Annotated in this window: 17 protein-coding genes; 13 read left to right on the top strand and 4 right to left on the bottom strand. The window is 65.1% G+C overall.

All coding sequences use genetic code 11. The annotated features are described in order from the left end of the window. Positions 1-36: 36 nt before the first annotated feature. From CDQ92_RS19975 to CDQ92_RS19960, 4 genes are read left to right on the top strand one after another with little or no spacing between them, the layout of a single operon-like run. Positions 37-813 (top strand): 2-keto-4-pentenoate hydratase, encoded by a 777-nt coding sequence (locus CDQ92_RS19975; protein ID WP_088444025.1) that lies wholly within the window; start codon positions 37-39, stop codon positions 811-813. Between the two features lie 21 nt (positions 814-834). Then, positions 835-2,151: an MFS transporter gene (locus tag CDQ92_RS19970; protein ID WP_088444024.1), complete on the top strand. Its 1,317-nt coding sequence runs from the start codon at positions 835-837 to the stop codon at positions 2,149-2,151. Further along, the gene (uxaC, locus tag CDQ92_RS19965) at positions 2,148-3,560 is read left to right on the top strand and encodes a glucuronate isomerase (protein ID WP_088444023.1); all 1,413 of its coding nucleotides are present in this window, start codon (positions 2,148-2,150) and stop codon (positions 3,558-3,560) included. The genes CDQ92_RS19970 and uxaC overlap by 4 nt, the downstream gene beginning before the upstream one ends. Continuing rightward, positions 3,557-4,876 (top strand): mannitol dehydrogenase family protein, encoded by a 1,320-nt coding sequence (locus CDQ92_RS19960; protein ID WP_229667603.1) that lies wholly within the window; start codon positions 3,557-3,559, stop codon positions 4,874-4,876. Before uxaC ends, CDQ92_RS19960 begins: the two co-directional genes overlap by 4 nt. Here CDQ92_RS19960 and CDQ92_RS19955 read toward each other — a convergent pair. Continuing rightward, positions 4,873-5,757: a LysR family transcriptional regulator gene (locus tag CDQ92_RS19955; RefSeq protein WP_088444022.1), complete on the bottom strand. Its 885-nt coding sequence runs from the start codon at positions 5,755-5,757 to the stop codon at positions 4,873-4,875. The two genes, CDQ92_RS19960 and CDQ92_RS19955, sit on opposite strands and share 4 nt — an antisense overlap. Positions 5,758-5,854: 97 nt before the next feature. Between CDQ92_RS19955 and CDQ92_RS19950 the strand changes: the two genes are divergently transcribed. The 9 genes from CDQ92_RS19950 (at position 5,855) to mmsB (ending at position 13,528) form a co-directional block, all read left to right on the top strand. After that, positions 5,855-7,348 (top strand): CoA-acylating methylmalonate-semialdehyde dehydrogenase, encoded by a 1,494-nt coding sequence (locus CDQ92_RS19950; protein ID WP_088444021.1) that lies wholly within the window; start codon positions 5,855-5,857, stop codon positions 7,346-7,348. 4 nt (positions 7,349-7,352) lie between these two features. Continuing rightward, the gene (locus CDQ92_RS19945) at positions 7,353-8,291 is read left to right on the top strand and encodes a polysaccharide deacetylase family protein (RefSeq protein ID WP_229667602.1); all 939 of its coding nucleotides are present in this window, start codon (positions 7,353-7,355) and stop codon (positions 8,289-8,291) included. A gap of 47 nt (positions 8,292-8,338) precedes the next feature. Continuing rightward, positions 8,339-8,863, top strand: a complete 525-nt coding sequence (locus CDQ92_RS19940) for a hypothetical protein (protein WP_088444047.1) — start codon at positions 8,339-8,341, stop codon at positions 8,861-8,863. Between the two features lie 17 nt (positions 8,864-8,880). After that, a complete protein-coding gene (locus CDQ92_RS19935) occupies positions 8,881-9,183 on the top strand; it encodes an I78 family peptidase inhibitor (protein WP_268239203.1) in 303 nt (100 codons plus the stop codon). Further along, a complete protein-coding gene (locus CDQ92_RS19930; protein WP_229667601.1) occupies positions 9,176-9,571 on the top strand; it encodes a RidA family protein in 396 nt (131 codons plus the stop codon). The genes CDQ92_RS19935 and CDQ92_RS19930 overlap by 8 nt, the downstream gene beginning before the upstream one ends. A gap of 2 nt (positions 9,572-9,573) precedes the next feature. Continuing rightward, positions 9,574-10,719, top strand: a complete 1,146-nt coding sequence (locus CDQ92_RS19925; RefSeq protein WP_088444019.1) for an acyl-CoA dehydrogenase family protein — start codon at positions 9,574-9,576, stop codon at positions 10,717-10,719. Then, on the top strand, positions 10,716-11,762 hold the full coding sequence (locus CDQ92_RS19920; protein ID WP_088444018.1) for an enoyl-CoA hydratase/isomerase family protein: 1,047 nt from the start codon (positions 10,716-10,718) through the stop codon (positions 11,760-11,762). Before CDQ92_RS19925 ends, CDQ92_RS19920 begins: the two co-directional genes overlap by 4 nt. Positions 11,763-11,871: 109 nt before the next feature. After that, positions 11,872-12,654, top strand: coding sequence for an enoyl-CoA hydratase-related protein (locus CDQ92_RS19915; RefSeq protein WP_088444045.1), 783 nt, complete (start codon positions 11,872-11,874; stop codon positions 12,652-12,654). Between the two features lies 1 nt (position 12,655). Beyond that, entirely contained in the window at positions 12,656-13,528 is an 873-nt protein-coding gene (gene mmsB / locus CDQ92_RS19910) for a 3-hydroxyisobutyrate dehydrogenase (RefSeq protein ID WP_088444017.1), read from the top strand. Positions 13,529-13,614: 86 nt separating this feature from the next. On the opposite strand, the gene CDQ92_RS19905 is transcribed toward mmsB, so the two are convergent. The 3 genes from CDQ92_RS19905 to CDQ92_RS19895 form a co-directional block, all read right to left on the bottom strand. Next, a complete protein-coding gene (locus CDQ92_RS19905) occupies positions 13,615-13,842 on the bottom strand; it encodes a hypothetical protein (RefSeq protein ID WP_229667600.1) in 228 nt (75 codons plus the stop codon). Positions 13,843-13,995: 153 nt separating this feature from the next. After that, positions 13,996-16,029 carry a 3-hydroxyacyl-CoA dehydrogenase NAD-binding domain-containing protein gene (locus CDQ92_RS19900; RefSeq protein ID WP_088444015.1) on the bottom strand — a complete coding sequence of 678 codons (2,034 nt, stop codon included), beginning with the start codon at positions 16,027-16,029 and terminating at the stop codon, positions 13,996-13,998. A gap of 17 nt (positions 16,030-16,046) precedes the next feature. Beyond that, a complete protein-coding gene (locus CDQ92_RS19895; protein WP_088444014.1) occupies positions 16,047-17,249 on the bottom strand; it encodes a serine hydrolase domain-containing protein in 1,203 nt (400 codons plus the stop codon). Positions 17,250-17,257 lie beyond the last annotated feature (8 nt).

Here is a 17,257-nt window from a genome sequence, read left to right as displayed (position 1 = left end):
TCTTAGACGGTTTGGCGGAAGAGGGAAATCACAAAGATGCTGGCAACCCCTGAACAAGAAACGATCGCCCGCGCCTTTTTGGCCGCTCGCGCCGAAAAGACACCGCTTACCATGTATCCCGGCGCGATGCCGCAGACGATGGCGGAGGCCTATGCGATCCAGAGCGCAGCGATCGACTTCGATGGTCGCCGTATCGGGGGCTGGAAGGTCGGGCGGATCGCCCCGGACCTCGTCGAACGCTATGGCGGCGAGCGTATCGCCGGGCCGATCTTTGCCGACGAAATCGCGGCCGACGGCGCCGCCATGCCGGTCTATGCCGACGGCTTTGCCGCCGCCGAAGCCGAAGTGCTGCTGTGCCTGGGTGAGGTCGGCGACCGCGAATATGACATCGAAGCGGTTCGCGCCTGCGTCACCGAGGTGCGCACCGGGATCGAGATCGCCAGCTCGCCCTTTCCCGACATCAACCGCCACGGCCCCGCGGTCACCGCGTCCGACTATGGCAACAACAAGGGGCTGGTGCTCGGGCCGCCGATTCCTGATTGGCGCGACCGCGATCTGATCACCATGCCGGTCGAAATGAGAATCGACGGCGATCCCGTGGGCGCGGCGACCATGGAAACCATGCTCGACGGCCCGTTCGGATCAGCCCTGTTCCTGATCCGCACCCTCCGGGCGCGCGGCATCGCGATTGCACCCGGGACCTGGGTGTCGGCAGGAGCGATCACCGGGGTGCATGAAATTGCGGTCGGCCAACGCGCCGAAGCGCTGTTCGACGGAAAAATCCGCGTCGGCTGCTCGATTACCGGCTACTGAAACCATAACGGGAGAGACTTGATGGCACAGGCAATCGCGAACGGAGGTGCGGCGCTGCCGGTGCCGCGGGCGGGGCGTTACCGCTGGCTGATTATCGCGCTGCTCTTTGCCGCGACGACCGTCAACTATATCGACCGCACGATGCTCGGGCTGCTCGCGCCGGTGCTCGGCGACGAACTCGGCTGGAGCGAGAATGACTATGGCAACATCGTCACCGCCTTCCAGGCCGCTTATGCACTCGGCTTCCTTCTCATGGGCTGGCTGATCGACCGCTTCGGTCCCAAGATCGGCTACAGCATCGCGATCGCGATCTGGACGATCGGCCATGTTGCCCACGGCTTTGCCGGATCGGTCGTCTCGTTCATGGCGGCGCGCATCGTGCTGGGCGTCGGCGAAGCGGGGCATTTCCCGTCGGTCGTCCGCGCTAGCAGCGAATGGTTTCCGCAGAAAGAGCGCTCCTACGCGATCGGCTGGGTCAACAGCGCGACCACGATCGGGGTCATCCTGACCGCGCCGACGATCTGGCTGTTCATGGTCTGGATGGGCTTCGACTGGCGGCAGACCTTCATCTACAGCGGCGTCTTTGGCGTCGTCCTGCTCGTGCTCTGGCTCTGGCTGTACAGCAACCCGCGCGAAAGCGGGAAGGTCAGCGAGGCGGAGCTTGCGTGGATCGAACATGACCCGCCCGAGCAGGTCGAGCGGCTCGGCTGGTCCAAAATCGTCACCAAACGCGAAGCCTGGGCGTTTGCGATCGCCAAATTCCTGACCGACCCGGTGTGGTTCCTGATGCTGTTCTGGCTGCCCAAATATTTCGCCTCGACCTATGACGTCGACCTCAAGATCGTGCTGCTGCCGATGATCATCATGTATCTGCTTTCCGATGTTGGCAGCATCGTCGGCGGATGGACCTCGTCGAAACTGATCCAGAGCGGCCACAGCGTCAATTTTGCGCGCAAGATCACGATGATAGGCGCGGGGCTGTGCGTATTGCCGCTGTTGTTCGTGACGGGGCTGGAAAATATGTGGCTCGCGGTGGTGCTGATCGGCATTGCGCTCGCGGGGCATCAGGCGTTTTCGTCGACGATCCTGTCGATCCCGCCCGACATGTTCCCCAAACGCGCGGTTGGCTCGGTGATCGGGCTTGGCGGCTTCATGGGCGGCGTCGGCGGGATGATCATGGCGAAATCGACCGGGATGGTGCTCGATGCGACGGGGGGCAACTACACATTGATCTTTGCCGCCTGCACGACGGTCTATTTCCTCGCAGTGCTCGCCGTCCACCTGCTCAGCCCCAAGCTGGCACCGGTGCGGATCGAAAGTGCGGCCGCGCCTGCATGACCCGTCCGCTGACCCTTCATCCCGACCGGCTGTTCCCGTCCGATCCGGGGCAGCGCGACATCGCGCGGCGGCTTTATACCGAAGTCGCGGACCTGCCGATCATCAGCCCGCATGGCCATACGGACCCCAGTTGGTTTGCCGGCAATGCGCCGTTCGGCAATGCTGCGGAGCTGCTGCTCCATCCCGATCATTATGTGTTCCGGATGCTCTATTCGCAGGGCGTCTCGCTCGACGCGCTCGGTATCCGCAACCCGGATGCCGACCCGCGGACAAGCTGGCGCCTGTTCGCGCAGAATTACCATCTCTTCCGCGGCACCCCGTCGCGGATGTGGATGGACTGGGTATTCGCTGAAGCGTTCGGGATCGAGGTGCAGTTCGAGGCGGCGACCGCGGACCTCTATTACGACCGCATTACCGAAGCGCTTGCGACCGACGCGTTCCGCCCGCGTGCCTTGTTCGACCGCTTCGGGATCGAGGTGATCGCAACGACCGAAAGCCCGCTAGACACGCTCGATCATCACGCTGCGATCCGCGCCGCGAACGACAGCGGCGAATGGGGCGGGCGGGTGATCACCGCCTATCGTCCCGACCCCGTCGTCGATCCGGAATTCGAAGGCTTCCACACCAATCTCGCGCGCTTCTCTGACCTGTCGGGCGAGGATGCGTATAGCTACGCAGGCTATCTCGCCGCGCATCGGGGCCGCCGCGCCTTCTTCGCCAGCCTCGGCGCGACCTCGACCGATCATGGCCACCCGACCGCCGCAACCGCGGACCTGTCGAAGACCGAAGCCGAGACGCTGTTCGCGCGCGTTACGAACGGCGAGGTCAGCGCCGCCGATGCCGAACGCTTCCGTGCCCATATGCTGACGGTAATGGCGGGGATGAGCCTCGACGACGGGCTGGTCATGCAGATCCATCCCGGCGCGTTCCGCAACCACAATCCCCGGCTGTTCGATCATTATGGCCGCGACAAGGGTGCCGACATTCCCACCGCGACCGACTATGTCCATTCGCTGCGCCCGCTGCTCAGCAAATATGGCAATGAAGCTGCGCTGACGATCATCCTCTTCACGCTCGACGAGACCAGCTATGCGCGCGAACTGGCGCCGCTCGCGGGTCATTATCCGGCGCTGAAGCTCGGCCCCGCCTGGTGGTTCCACGACAGCCCTGAAGGCATGCGCCGGTTCCGTGGGTCAATGACCGAGACCGCAGGTTTCTACAACACGGTCGGTTTCAACGACGACACCCGCGCCTTCCTGTCGATCCCGGCGCGCCACGACGTCGCCCGCCGCATCGATTGCGGCTTTTTGGCGCAGCTCGTCGTCGAGCACAGACTTGAGGAATGGGAGGCCGCGGACCTCGCCGCCGACCTCAGCTATAATCTCGCCAAGGCGGCCTACAAGCTGTGAGGCTTGGTCCCGATACGCCGCTCCCGGCGTCGGTGCGGGCGCCGGGCTATGACCGCTCCGCGCATGCCGCTGGCATCGTCCACATCGGCATCGGCGCCTTCCACCGCGCGCATCAGGCGGTGTACACCGATGATGCAATGAACGCGGGCGACCGCGACTGGGGCATCATCGGCGTGTCGCTGCGCTCGGGCGACGTTGCCGCGCAGCTGAACCCGCAGGATGGGCTCTATACGGTCAGCAGGCGCAGCGCGGCGGGAACCGATCTACGTCTCATCGGCGCGGTGCAGCGCGTGCTGGTCGCGGCGGATAACCCCCAATCTGTGATCGATGCGATCGCGGCGCCGACGACGCATATCGTCAGCTTTACGGTGACCGAGAAAGGCTATTTGCGCGGACCCGGCGGCGCGCTCGACCTTGCCGCCGCCAAGGGACTGCCGAGCCTATATCATTTCGTCGGTGCAGGCCTCGCCGCGCGCCACGCGGCGGGGCTGCCTGGCCTGACCCTGCTGAGCTGCGACAATCTCGCGGGTAACGGCGCGGTGCTGCGTACACTTATGCGGCAATATCTCGCCGCCGCGCACCCCGACCTTGGGGACTGGTTCGATACCGAATGCCGCTGCCCGGCCACGATGATCGACCGCATCGTTCCCGCGACCACCGACGCCGACCGCGCGGCAATCGAAACCCAACTCGGCGTGCGCGACGAGGGGGCCGTTGCCACCGAAGGCTTCAGCCAATGGGTGATCGAGGATGATTTCGCCGGCCCGCGCCCGCGCTGGGAAAAGGTCGGGGCGCAGTTGGTCGCCGATGTCGCGCCCTATGAGACCGCCAAGCTGCGGATGCTCAACGGCGCGCATTCGGCGCTCGCCTATCTCGGGCTGGGGCGCGGGCATGAATATGTCCATCAGGCCATCGCCGATCCCGACATCCGGGCGGTGATCGAGCGGCTGATGCTGCGCGAAGCCGCACCGACGATCGCCGCCGCGCCGGGTCAGGATTTATCCGCATATGCCGACGCCTTGCTCGACCGTTTTGCCAATCCCGCACTCGACCATCGGCTGATCCAGATCGCCATGGATGGCAGTCAGAAGATCCCGCAGCGCTGGCTGGAAACACTAGCGTGGCAACAGCAGCGTGGCGCGCGGTGCGCGTCGCTTGAAGCAGCGGTCGCGGCATGGATCGCGTTCCTGCGCAGCGATCATCCGATCGACGATCCGCTCGCTGGAATGTTGCGCGAAGCGGCAGCGGCGCAGGATGCGTTGGAGTGCCTGTTCGGCGACGGCGGCCTGATCGCCTCCGACTGGCGTCCAGCCTAAGCCGGCAACAACAACCCCCGGCTCTCGCGCACCTCGGCATCCAGCCAGTCGATGAACGCGCGGACGCGCGGCTGCTGGGCGACGTCGCGGTGGAGCGCGAGCCAGAAGCTGCGGCTGATGGTCTGCTCGGGACGGACCCGCACCAGTCCCGGTTCGCCCGCCGCAAGGAAGCGGGGCAGCACGCCGACCCCCGCGCCGCCCGCGATCATCCGTCGCTGTGCAAGGATCGACGAGGAGCGCACATTGGCGCGCAGTCCCGGTTCGATCTCGCCCAGATAGTCGAGTTCGGGCGCATAAAGGATGTCGGGCATATAACCGATCACCGGAATGCCCGCGCGCGACAGCGGCAGGGCCGTTGCCGCATCCTGCCAGTCGCGGCGGTCGGCGGGGGCATAGAGGCCGAGGCTATAGTCCGACAGCTTGCGCGTGATCAGCGGGCCCTTGCGCGGCCGCGCCAGCAGCACCGCCATGTCGGCCTCGCGCCGCGACGGGTTCAAAAAGCCCGAAGAGGCGACCAGGTCGATTTCTAGGTCGGGATGCGCAGTCGTGAACCGCGCGAGGCGCGGCGCGATGAAGCTGCCCCCGAACCCCTCCGATACGCTGACCCGCAATTGCCCCGACAATCCCGCACCGCTCTCGGCCAGGCGGATACGCGCTGCCGCCGCAGCCATCGCCTCGGCATGCGGGACCAGCGCGCGGCCGGCTGCCGTTGGAATGAAACCGCTGGGCGCGCGTTCGAACAATGTCTGTTGCAACGCGCTTTCCAGTGCGCTCACCCTGCGGCTGACCGTCGTGGCGTCGAGGTGCAGCGCCTGCGCGGCGCGCGCGACCGTCCCCTGCCTAGCCACGGTCAGGAATATTTGCAGGTTATCCCAATCCATGACCTGCAAATATGCAGGTTGTTGCTGCAAGTCTATCCCTTGCAAATGGCGCCTACATCGTCTGTTGCAACCGCAACCAGAAACGGGAGACTCGAACATGCGACAGATTGATCACCATATCGTCGGCGGAGCCGGCGGCAGCGCCCGTCAGGGCGACGTGTTCGACCCCAATAATGGCAGCGTGCAGGCGCAGGTGGCGCTTGGCGACGCCGCGCTGCTCGATCGCGCTGTTGCTGCGGCCAAGGCCGCGCAGCCGGCATGGGCCGCCACCAACCCGCAGCGCCGCGCGCGCGTGATGTTCGAATTCAAGCGCCTCGTCGAAGCGAATATGGATGCGCTCGCGCACATGCTGTCGAGCGAGCATGGCAAGGTGATCGCCGATTCAAAGGGCGACATTCAGCGCGGCCTCGAAGTCATCGAATTCTGCTGCGGCATCCCGCATGTGCTCAAGGGCGAATATACGCAGGGCGCTGGTCCGGGCATCGACGTCTATTCGATGCGCCAGCCGATCGGCATCGGGGCGGGCATCACCCCGTTCAACTTCCCCGCGATGATCCCGCTGTGGATGTCGGGCGTCGCGATCGCGACGGGCAACGCCTTCATCATCAAGCCCAGCGAGCGCGACCCGTCGGTCCCCGTCCGCCTCGCCGAGCTCTTCATCGAAGCCGGGCTGCCCGAGGGCATTTGCCAGGTCGTTCATGGCGATAAGGAAATGGTCGACGCGATCCTCGACCATCCCGACATCGGCGCGGTCAGCTTCGTCGGCTCGTCGGACATCGCGCATTATGTCTACAACCGCGGCGTCGCGAACGGCAAGCGTGTGCAGGCGATGGGCGGCGCGAAGAACCACGGCATCGTCATGCCCGACGCCGATCTCGACCAGGTCGTCAATGACCTCACCGGCGCCGCCTTCGGCTCGGCGGGCGAACGCTGCATGGCGCTCCCGGTCGTCGTCCCCGTCGGCGAGGACACCGCCAACCGCCTGCGCGAAAAACTGATCCCCGCGATTGCTGCGCTGCGCGTCGGCGTGTCGACCGATGCCGAGGCGCATTATGGCCCGGTGGTGACACAGGCGCACAAGGAAAAGGTCGAGGGCTGGATCCAGAAATGCGCCGACGAAGGCGCCGAGCTCGTCGTCGATGGCCGCGGCTTCAGTCTTCAGGGCCATGAAAAAGGCTTCTTCATCGGCCCGACCCTGTTCGACCATGTCACCACCGACATGGAAAGCTACAAGGAAGAAATCTTCGGTCCCGTGCTGCAGATCGTCCGCGCCGCCAATTTTGAGGAAGCGCTCGAACTGCCGTCGAAGCATCAGTATGGCAACGGTGTCGCGATTTTCACCCGCAACGGCCACGCCGCGCGCGAATTCGCGGCGCGGGTCAATGTCGGCATGGTCGGCATCAACGTCCCGATCCCGGTGCCGGTGGCCTATCACAGCTTTGGCGGCTGGAAACGCTCGGCATTCGGCGACACCAACCAGCACGGCATGGAAGGGGTGAAATTCTGGACCAAGGTCAAGACGATCACCCAGCGCTGGCCCGACGGTTCGCCCGACGGAGGGAACGCCTTCGTCATCCCGACGATGGGGTAATAGCTTGCTCCGGCGGCTGCTCCTGCCTCTGCTGATCCTGTTGCTGCTGCCCGTTCAGGCTGCAGCGCAGAAGATGATCGCGCTGTCGTTCGACGACGTACCGCGCGGACGCGGCGCCTTCTTCACGCCCGACGAACGCAGCAAGCGGATCATCGCCGAGCTGAAAAAGGCGAACGCGCCGCAGGCGGTCTTCTTCGTCAATCCCGGCGCTCTCGGACGCGGCGACGGCGTTGGCGGCGAAGCGCGCATCGCCGCTTATGTCGCTGCGGGCCATGTCATTGCGAACCACAGCAATAGCCATCCGCGCCTCAATACGACCGATACCGCCGCCTATCTCGCCGACATCGACGCGGCCGAGCTGTGGCTCAAGGGCCGCCCCGGCTATCGCCCCTGGTTCCGCTTTCCCTTTCTGGACGAGGGGGGGAAAGACAAGGCCAAGCGCGATGCGCTCCGCGCGGGCCTCGCCGCACGCGGCCTGCGCAACGGTTATGTCACCGCCGAATCGTCGGACTGGCACCTCGAAGCGCTGACGCGCGAAGCGGCGAAGGCCGGCAAGCCGATCGACCGCAAGGCGCTCGGCGATCTGTATGTCAGCTGGCATGTCGAGGCGGCCGACTTTGCCGATGCGATGATGGAGCGCGTCACCGGTCGCCAGCCGGTGCAGATGCTGCTCCTCCACGAAACCGATCTCGCTGCGCTTCATATCGGCGATCTGGTGCGCGCGCTGCGCAAGGCCGGCTGGACGGTCGTCAGTGCCGACGCCGCATACGCCGACCCCATCGGCGCGGAAATGCCCGACACCCCCTCGGCAAATGGCACGCTGACCGAGGCGCTCGCATGGGCTGCGGGCGTGCCTGCGCCGCGTTGGTATCGCTACAACCAGACCGACCTTGCGACCGCGGTCTTCCGCGACAAGGTGCTCGGCGAAGGCAAGGCCGAATGAAACCCGCGCGCCGCACCGGGCATTTCTCCTGTCGAAGGAGAATGTCGATGACCCGCCCGATGCTTCCCGCCGCTTTGTTGCTGCTCGCCGCGTGCAGCGGCGGCGAGGACAAATCGCCGCCCGACGATACGGCAGCGACCGCGCCGTCGCAAGAAACCGAGCGCGCGGCGCCCGCCGCGACGACGGTCGACGCGGACCTGCCAGATGCGTCCGAAGAAGCGCCGGCGAAACCCGAACCCCAGACCGCCACCGACGGGAAGACGATCCCCGCCGCCATCCGCGGCCGCTGGGCGCTGAAACCCGCCGATTGCGCCGCGAAGAAAGGCACCGACCTGACCGCGCTGACCGTCGATGCGACAAACCTGCGCTTTTACGAATCGCACGGCGAACTCGCGCGCGTCCGCAGCAGCGATGCGGGCCGCATCGACGCCGACTATAAATTCAGCGGTGAAGGCGCGACCTGGGATCGCCGCATGCAACTCGACCTCGCCGATGGCGGCAAGACGCTCGTTCGCCGCGATCAGGGTGAGGGTGCCGACGCCGGTCCGATGCGCTATACGCGCTGTGCCTGATGCCTAAAGGGAGACTCATGATGGACATTCGCCTGCTCGCCATTGCCGTGGTGCTGCCGCTCGCCGCCTGCACCCAAGAACGGCCGCCCGAATCGACCCCGACGCCGCCCACCGAAGCGATGTGCAACGCCGACAGCGTGCAATCGCTCGTCGGCCAGACCGCAACCGCCGAAGTCGGCGCCCAGCTCATCAAGGGTAGCGGCGCGACGATGCTGCGCTGGGTGCCGCCGCGCACCGCTGTCACGATGGACTTCCGCCCCGACCGGCTCACCGTGTCCTATGACGACGCGCTCAAGATCGAGCGGATCAGCTGTGGCTGATTCCAGTCGTCGCAATCATAGCTCGGCGTCCCCCTTCGAATCGATCTACGGCTACAGCCGTGCGGTTCGGGTGGGCAGCCGCATCGATGTCGCGGGCTGCGCGCCGATCGAGCCCGATGGCACCTCGACCCCCGGCGACGCGGGCGCGCAGGCCGCCCGCTGTATCGCCATCATTGGCGAGGCGCTCGAGGCGCTCGGCGGCAGCTTCGCCGACGTCGTGCGCACCCGCATGTATATCACCGACGCCGCCGATGCCGATCTGGTTGGCCTGGCGCACGGTGCGGCATTCAAAAACATCCGACCGGCATCGACGATGCTGGTTGTGCCGGCGCTGATCCGGCCCGAATGGAAAGTCGAAATCGAAGCCGAAGCCATCATCGAGAAATGACCATGACCGACCAGTTCCAGCTTACCGACGACCAGCTCGCCATCCAGGATATGGCGCGCAAATTCACCGCCGATCGCATCACGCCCTTCGCGGCGGAATGGGACGAGAACCATCATTATCCCGTCGACGTGTGGAAGGCGGCGGGCGAGCTCGGCTTCGGCGCGATCTACGTCGCCGAGGAATCGGGCGGCATCGGGCTCGGCCGGATGGAAGCGGCGCTGATCATGGAGGCGATGGCCTATGGGTGCCCCGCGACCAGCGCCTATGTTTCGATCCACAATATGGCGACGTGGATGATCGACCGCTTCGGCGGAGCAGAGATCAAGGCGCGTTTCCTGCCCGACCTCGTCAGCATGGACAAGATCGCCAGCTATTGCCTGACCGAGCCGGGTTCGGGATCCGACGCCGCGGCGCTCAAGGCGTCGGCGAAGCGCGACGGCGACCATTATGTGCTGAATGGCACCAAGCAGTTCATCTCGGGCGCGGGTTACAACGACATCTATGTGTGCATGGTCCGCACCAGCGAGGAAAAATCGAAGGGGATCAGCTGCCTCGTTGTCGAAAAGGATACGCCGGGATTGAGCTTTGGCGCGCCTGAGAAAAAGCTCGGCTGGAATGCCTCGCCGACCGCACAGGTGATTTTCGAGGACTGCCGGGTGCCGATTGAAAATCTGGTCGGTGCTGAGGGCGACGGCTTCCGCTTCGCGATGGCGGGACTCGACGGCGGGCGTTTGAACATCGGCGCCTGCTCGCTCGGCGGCGCGCAGCGCTGCCTCGACGAGGCGGTCGCCTATACCAAGGATCGCCAGCAGTTCGGGCAACCGATCGCCGATTTCCAGAACACCCAGTTCATGCTCGCCGACATGGCGACCGACCTCGAAGCCGCGCGCGCCTTGCTCTATATGGCGGCGGCCAAGGTTACCGCCAACGCCCCCGACAAGTCGCGCTTCTCGGCGATGGCGAAGCGGCTTGCGACCGACAATGGCAGCAAGATCGTCAACGACGCGCTGCAATTGTTTGGCGGCTATGGCTATTTGAGGGATTATCCGATCGAGCGTTTCTGGCGCGACCTGCGCGTCCATTCGATCCTCGAGGGCACCAACCAGGTGATGCGGATGATCATCGGAAGGGATTTGCTGCGCCAATGACCAACGATGTGCTGATCAGCGTCGATAGCCGCTCGGGCCGTCTGTCGCTCAATCGCCCCAAGGCGATCCACGCGCTCAATCTCGCAATGTGTCAGGCGATGATCGACGCATTGCTGAAATGGCGCGACGACGACGCCATTGAGGCTGTCATCATCGACCATAGCGAAGGCCGCGGCTTTTGCGCCGGCGGCGACATCCGCATGCTCGCGGAAAGCGGCGCGAAGGATGGCAAGGAGGCGCGCGCCTTCTTCCACACCGAATATCGCCTCAACCACCTGCTCTTCACTTACCCCAAGCCCATCATCGCCTTCATGGACGGCATCACGATGGGCGGCGGGGTCGGGATTTCGCAGCCGGCGAAATATCGCGTCGCGACCGAACATACCCGCTTTGCGATGCCCGAGACGGGGATCGGCCTGTTCCCGGATGTCGGCGGCGGCTGGTACCTGCCGCGGCTCGAAGGCCGCGTCGGGGTGTTCCTCGCGCTCACCGGCGCGCGGCTCGACGGCGCCGAATGTTTGGCACTCGGCCTGGCGACGCATTATCTGCCTTCCGAAAAGCTCGACGAGGCCAAGGCGCGCATTGCGGCGCATCCCGACCGCATCGGCGGCATTTTGGGCGAGCTGTCGGTGACCGCGCCGCCTGCCGCGGTCACCCAGCATATCGACAAGATCAACCGGCTGTTTGCCAGCGACACCTATGAGGAGATCCTCGCCGCGCTCGAAGCCGATGGCGGCGAGTGGGCGGTGAAGGAGCTGGCGGCGCTGCACAGCAAATCCCCGCAGACATGCAAGGTCGCGCTCCGCCAGCTGAAAGAAGGCGGCGAGATGCACGACTTTGCGGAACAGATGCGCCAGGAATATGCGATCGGCAGCCGCGTCGTTCAGATGCACGACTTCCTGGAAGGTGTGCGCGCGCTGATCGTCGACAAGGACAACAGCCCGAAATGGGATCCGGCCAAACCCGAAGCGGTGACCGAAGACTGGATCGACGCGATCTTTGCGCCGCTGCCCGATGATGAGAAATGGACGCCGCTTACCTGACCTTGCCACCCATGCTTCGTCACCCCGGACTTGATCCGGGGTCCACGCGGCCCCGTCGGAATGGATGCCGGATCAAGTCCGGCATGACGATTTTCAGGAGATCATTGCAATGACTTACGAAACCCTCCTTGTCGAACAGCGCGGCGCCGTCACGCTCGTGACGCTCAACCGCCCGCAGGCGCTGAATGCGCTCAATTCAAAGGTGCTCGACGACCTGATCGCCGCCTTCGCCGCCTTCGAGGCCGATCCCGGCCAGCGCTGCGCCGTCCTTACCGGCTCGGGCGACAAGGCCTTCGCCGCGGGCGCCGATATCAAGGAAATGGCCGACAAGCCCGCGTCCGATTTCTACCTCGAAGACTTCTTCTCGAAATGGACGAGCGATTTCGTGAAGAAAATCCGCAAGCCGTGGATTGCCGCGGTCAACGGCTTCTCGCTCGGCGGTGGCTGCGAGCTGGCGATGATGGCCGACTTCATCATCGCCTCGGACAAGGCGAAATTCGGCCAACCCGAAATCAAGCTTGGCGTCGCCCCAGGCATGGGCGGTTCGCAGCGGCTGACCCGCGCGATCGGCAAGGCGAAGGCGATGGAAATGTGCCTCACCGGGCGGATGATGGATGCCGCCGAGGCCGAACGCTCGGGCCTCGTAGCGCGCGTCGTTGCGCATGAGTCGTTGGTGGACGAAGCCATGAAAACCGCGACCACGATCGCCGCGATGCCGCCGATGGCCGCGATGGTGAACAAGGACATGGTCAACGCCGCGTTCGAAACCACCCTCGACCAGGGGCTGATCTACGAACGCCGCCTGTTCCAGATCCTCGCCGCAACCGAGGACAAAGCCGAAGGCATGGCCGCTTTCATCGAGAAACGCGAAGGCGTTTGGAAGGGGCGCTGACATGAAAATCGCATTCATCGGACTCGGTAATATGGGCGGCGGGATGGCCGCGAACCTTGCCAAGGCGGGGCACGAGGTGCGTGCTTTCGACCTGAGCGAAGAGGCGCTCGCGCGCGCCGTTGAGGCGGGGTGCCTGCGCGCAGCCTCCGCCGCGGAAGCCGTCACCGGCGCCGAGGCCGTCGTGACCATGCTGCCCGCGGGCAAGCATGTCGCCTCGGTCTATGAAAGCAACGTGTTCCCGAACGCTGCACCCGGAACCTTGCTGCTCGATTGCTCGACGATCGACGTCGCGACCGCGCGGTCGAATATCGAAGCCGCGACCGTCAACGGCCTCGTCGCGGTCGATGCGCCGGTGTCGGGCGGCATTGCCGCTGCCAACGCTGGCACGCTGACCTTCATGGTCGGCGGCACCGACGAAGGCTTTGCCCGCGCGCAGCCGATCCTCGCGCAGATGGGCAAGGCCGTGATTCACGCCGGCGACGCGGGCGCGGGGCAGGCGGCGAAAATCTGCAACAACATGCTGCTTGGCGCCTCGATGGTCGCGACCTGCGAGACGCTCGCGCTCGCGCTCAAACTCGGGCTCGATCCGCAGAAATTCTTCGACATCGCCAGCGTGTCGTCGGGGCAGTGCTGGTCACTGACCAGTTACGCGCCGCTTCCCGGCGTCGGTCCCACGACCCCCGCCGACAATGATTACAAGGGCGGGTTCGCCGCGGCGCTGATGCTCAAGGATCTGCGTCTGGCGATGGAAGCGGCAGCGAGCGTCGATGCGGATGTGCCGATGGGCGCGAAGGCGCGTGAGCTGTATGAGGCGTTTGTTGCGGCAGATCAGGATGGCCGCGACTTTTCGGCGATTATCCAGACGTTGCAATAATAAGCGTCGCCCCCGCGAAGGCGGGGGCCGCTATCGGCGTAGCGCAAACTTGCCAGCGCCCCCCGCCTTCGCGGGGGTGACGCACTTCAGTAAAAATCCGCCGTCTGGCCCCCATCGCGGCGCTCGCCCCGATGCACCTGCGTCGGGGCGCGGCGCTCGCCGGTCCACACTTCGATCCGGCCATCGACGCGTCGCACCTCGGCGGGCGCCAATATGCGCGCGCGGGCAATAGCGACCGCGCTCGTGGGCGCCGCCGCCACCGGAGCGGTCACCGGGACGCTGCCGGTGAGCAGCAACAGGGCGAAAAACGACATGGCCATCATGCTCTGCCGTAACGGCAGATGTTGCCAGCGCTTTAACCCTGAATCGCAACTATTTGCGCGCACCCGCGGCGACGGCAGGCCAAAGCAAAGGCCGCCTGCCCCGCGGTGGGACAGACGGCCTGCTGATTATAATCGAAAGCGAGATTAGAAGCCGCTCTTCGCCTCGGCCTTTTCCTTGAGCAGGGGCGCGATCTCGAACCCGTGCTTCTCCAGCGCCGCGACGATCTTGTCGGTGCCTTCCAGCCCGGCCCAGAACATCGGGCCGCCGCGATAGACCGGCCAGCCATAGCCATAGATCCACACGACATCGATGTCCGACGCGCGCTGCGCCTTGCCTTCCGCCAGGATCAGCGCACCTTCGTTGACCATCGGATAGAGGGTGCGTTCGATGATTTCCTGATCGGTGATCTCGCGCTTTTGCGTCCCGGCCTTGGTGCGGAACTCTTCGATCAGCTCGGCAACCCGCGCGCTTTCCGACGGCTGGCGCTTGTCGTCATAATCGTAAAAGCCTGCCTGCTTCTTCTGGCCCCAGCGGCCCTCGGCGCACAGCGCGTCGCGAATGCTTTCGATGCGGTTGGGGTCGCGGTGCCAGCCGATGTCGACGCCGGCGAGGTCGCTCATCTGGAACGGCCCCATTGGCATGCCGAATTCGACGTGGACCTTGTCGACCTGCGCCGGGGTGGCGCCTTCCATCAGCAGGTTCATCGCCTCGATCTGGCGCGGCTTGAGCATGCGGTTGCCGATAAAGCCATCGCATACGCCCGCGACCACCGCGACCTTGCCGACCTTCTTGCCGATCGCCATCGCCGTCGCCAGCGCGTCGGGCGCCGTCTTTTCGCCGCGCACAACCTCGAGCAGCTTCATGACGTTGGCGGGCGAGAAGAAGTGCATGCCCAGCACGTCGCCGGGGCGGCTCGTCGCGGTCGCGATCTCGTCGACGTCGAGATAGCTGGTGTTCGACGCCAGGATCGCGCCGGGCTTGGCGATTTTGTCGAGCTTGCCAAAGATGTCCTTTTTGACGTCCATATTTTCATAAACGGCTTCGATGATCAGGTCGCAGTCGGCGAGATCGTCGAGGCTGAGCGTCGGGGTCAGGATTCCCATCATCTGCTCGACCTGTTCGGGCTTGAAGCGCCCCTTGGCGGCCGACGCGTCGTAATTCTTGCGGATCACCCCGACGCCGCGATCGAGCGCTTCCTGCTCCATTTCGACGATGGTGACGGGAATGCCCTTCTGCAGGAAGTTCATCGAAATCCCGCCGCCCATCGTGCCCGCGCCGATGACGCCGACTTTCTTGATGTCGCGCAGCTGGGTGTCCTTGGGCAGGCCGTCGATCTTTGCCGCCTGACGTTCGGCGAAGAAGATATGGCGCTGCGCAGCCGACTGGCTGCCGAACATCAGCTTCATGAACTGCTCGCGCTCGAAGGCGAGGCCTTCGTCGAAAGGCAGGCGCGTCGCGGCTTCGACGCAGGCGAGGTTGGCGTAAGGCGCCTCGAACCCGCGCCAGCGCTTGGCATTGGCGGTCTTGAGCTGTTCGATCACCGCAATATCGCCGAACACCGGGCGTTCGCGCGTCGGGCGCGGGCCATCGGCGATCTTCGCACGCGCAAAGGCGATCGCGTCGGCGGCGAGACTGTCCTCGCCGGCGAGTTCGTCGACGAGGCCGAGCTCTTTCGCCTTCGCGGCGGGCAGCGGATCGCCGGTTGAGGTCATTGTTGCCGCGGCTTCGACCCCGACAACGCGCGGGAGACGCTGGGTGCCGCCCGCGCCGGGCAGCAGGCCGAGCTTCACTTCGGGCACGCCCAGCTTCGCCGACGGGACGGCAATGCGATAATGGCAGACGAGCGCGGTTTCCAGGCCGCCACCGAGCGCGGTGCCGTGGATCGCGGCGACAACGGGCTTCGAAGCAGCTTCGATGCTGTTGAGCACCGCGTTGAAATCGGGACCGCGCGGCGGCTTGCCGAATTCGCTGATGTCGGCGCCGGCGATAAAGGTCGTCCCGGCGCAGCGCAGCACGATCGCCTTGACGCTGTCGTCGCTGAGCGCAGCGGCGAAATTATCCTCCAGCCCCTGCCGGACGTGCCAGCTCAGCGCGTTGACGGGGGGATTGTTGACGATGATGACGGCGACATCGCCATCCTTTTCCATCGTGACGGAGGTGGGGGTTTCTTCGGACATTTCAGGCTCCTGTTGGTTCAATCATTGATCGCGGCGTGGACGAGCGTCTTGACCTCGCGCCGCACGGGATAGGTGGAGGAGGGCATGAGCTGGGTCATGAACACCATGCAGATTTCTTCGACCGGATCGACGAAGAAGCCGGTCGAAAACATGCCGCCCCAATAATAGTCGCCGACCGACCCGGGGGTCATCGTCTGCGCCGGGCTTTCGTTCACCGCAAAGCCAAGTCCGAAGCCGACCCCGGCGTTTTCGGCCTCCGAAAAGATGCCGACGCTGTGCTGAACCAGGTCGCCGCCGCCGACGAGGTGGTTCGCGGTCATCAGCGCCAGCGTCTTGCGGCTGATGATGCGGACACCATCCAGCGCGCCGCCGCCGAGCAGCATCAAGCAGAAGCGGTGATAGTCGGCGAGGGTCGAAACCAGCCCGCCGCCGCCCGAATGAAAGCTGCGGTCCTTCGCCCAGCGGCTCTTGTCGCCGCTGTCGAAGGGTTTCATTTTCGCCTGCGGGTCGAATGCATAGCAGTCGGTCAGCCGGTGCTGCTGGTCGGCGGGCACCTTGAACCCGGTGTCGACCATGCCGAGCGGACCAAAGATTCGCTCCTGCAGCACCTGCCCAAAGGGCTTGCCCTCGATCCGTTCGACCACCGCGCCAAGCACATCGGTCGCCATCGAATAATTCCAGTGCGCGCCGGGGTCGAACTGCAGCGGGATTTTGGCGAGCCCTTCGATGAAGCTGTCCATCGTATAATCGGCATCGAAATCGTCGATCCGCGCCTTGCGGTACGCCGCATCGACCGGGGTGCGCTCCTGAAAGCCGTAGGTCAGCCCCGACGTGTGGCGCAGCAAGTCGACCATGCGGACCGGCTGCGTCGGCGGCCGGGTCAGGAACGGCACGTTGCCGCCGCCCGCCACAAACACGCCGGTGTCCTTGAACTCGGGGCAGAATTTCACCAGCGGGTCGGACAGCGCGACCTTGCCCTCCTCGACCAGCATCATGAAGGCGATGCTGGTGATCGGCTTGGTCATGCTGGCGATGCGAAAGATCGCATCGTCCTTCAGCGCCGCGCCGGGCCGGGCCTCGCCGACGCACGACAAATGCGCGATCTCGCCGCGCCGCGACACCAGGGTCGCGGCGTGCGGCAGGCGGCCGGTGCCGACATATTTGGCCTCGAGAAAGGCAGGAATGCGGTCCAGCCGCGCCGTATCGAAACCGTGACCCATATCTATCC

It is taken from the genome of Sphingopyxis bauzanensis (assembly GCF_002205675.1).
Lineage (GTDB): Bacteria > Pseudomonadota > Alphaproteobacteria > Sphingomonadales > Sphingomonadaceae > Sphingopyxis > Sphingopyxis bauzanensis.
This window is presented reverse-complemented; position numbering and strand designations above follow the sequence as displayed.

Bases quoted from the DNA above. Each gene is read 5' to 3' on its own strand.
- CDQ92_RS19975 (WP_088444025.1), top strand. From the start codon at position 37: ATGCTGGCAACCCCTGAACAAGAAACGATCGCCCGCGCCTTTTTGGCC.
- CDQ92_RS19970 (WP_088444024.1), top strand. From the start codon at position 835: ATGGCACAGGCAATCGCGAACGGAGGTGCGGCGCTGCCGGTGCCGCGG.
- uxaC (WP_088444023.1), top strand. From the start codon at position 2,148: ATGACCCGTCCGCTGACCCTTCATCCCGACCGGCTGTTCCCGTCCGAT.
- CDQ92_RS19955 (WP_088444022.1), bottom strand. From the start codon at position 5,757: ATGGATTGGGATAACCTGCAAATATTCCTGACCGTGGCTAGGCAGGGG.
- CDQ92_RS19950 (WP_088444021.1), top strand. From the start codon at position 5,855: ATGCGACAGATTGATCACCATATCGTCGGCGGAGCCGGCGGCAGCGCC.
- CDQ92_RS19940 (WP_088444047.1), top strand. From the start codon at position 8,339: ATGACCCGCCCGATGCTTCCCGCCGCTTTGTTGCTGCTCGCCGCGTGC.
- CDQ92_RS19935 (WP_268239203.1), top strand. From the start codon at position 8,881: ATGATGGACATTCGCCTGCTCGCCATTGCCGTGGTGCTGCCGCTCGCC.
- CDQ92_RS19925 (WP_088444019.1), top strand. From the start codon at position 9,574: ATGACCGACCAGTTCCAGCTTACCGACGACCAGCTCGCCATCCAGGAT.
- CDQ92_RS19920 (WP_088444018.1), top strand. From the start codon at position 10,716: ATGACCAACGATGTGCTGATCAGCGTCGATAGCCGCTCGGGCCGTCTG.
- CDQ92_RS19915 (WP_088444045.1), top strand. From the start codon at position 11,872: ATGACTTACGAAACCCTCCTTGTCGAACAGCGCGGCGCCGTCACGCTC.
- mmsB (WP_088444017.1), top strand. From the start codon at position 12,656: ATGAAAATCGCATTCATCGGACTCGGTAATATGGGCGGCGGGATGGCC.
- CDQ92_RS19905 (WP_229667600.1), bottom strand. From the start codon at position 13,842: ATGTCGTTTTTCGCCCTGTTGCTGCTCACCGGCAGCGTCCCGGTGACC.
- CDQ92_RS19900 (WP_088444015.1), bottom strand. From the start codon at position 16,029: ATGTCCGAAGAAACCCCCACCTCCGTCACGATGGAAAAGGATGGCGAT.
- CDQ92_RS19895 (WP_088444014.1), bottom strand. From the start codon at position 17,249: ATGGGTCACGGTTTCGATACGGCGCGGCTGGACCGCATTCCTGCCTTT.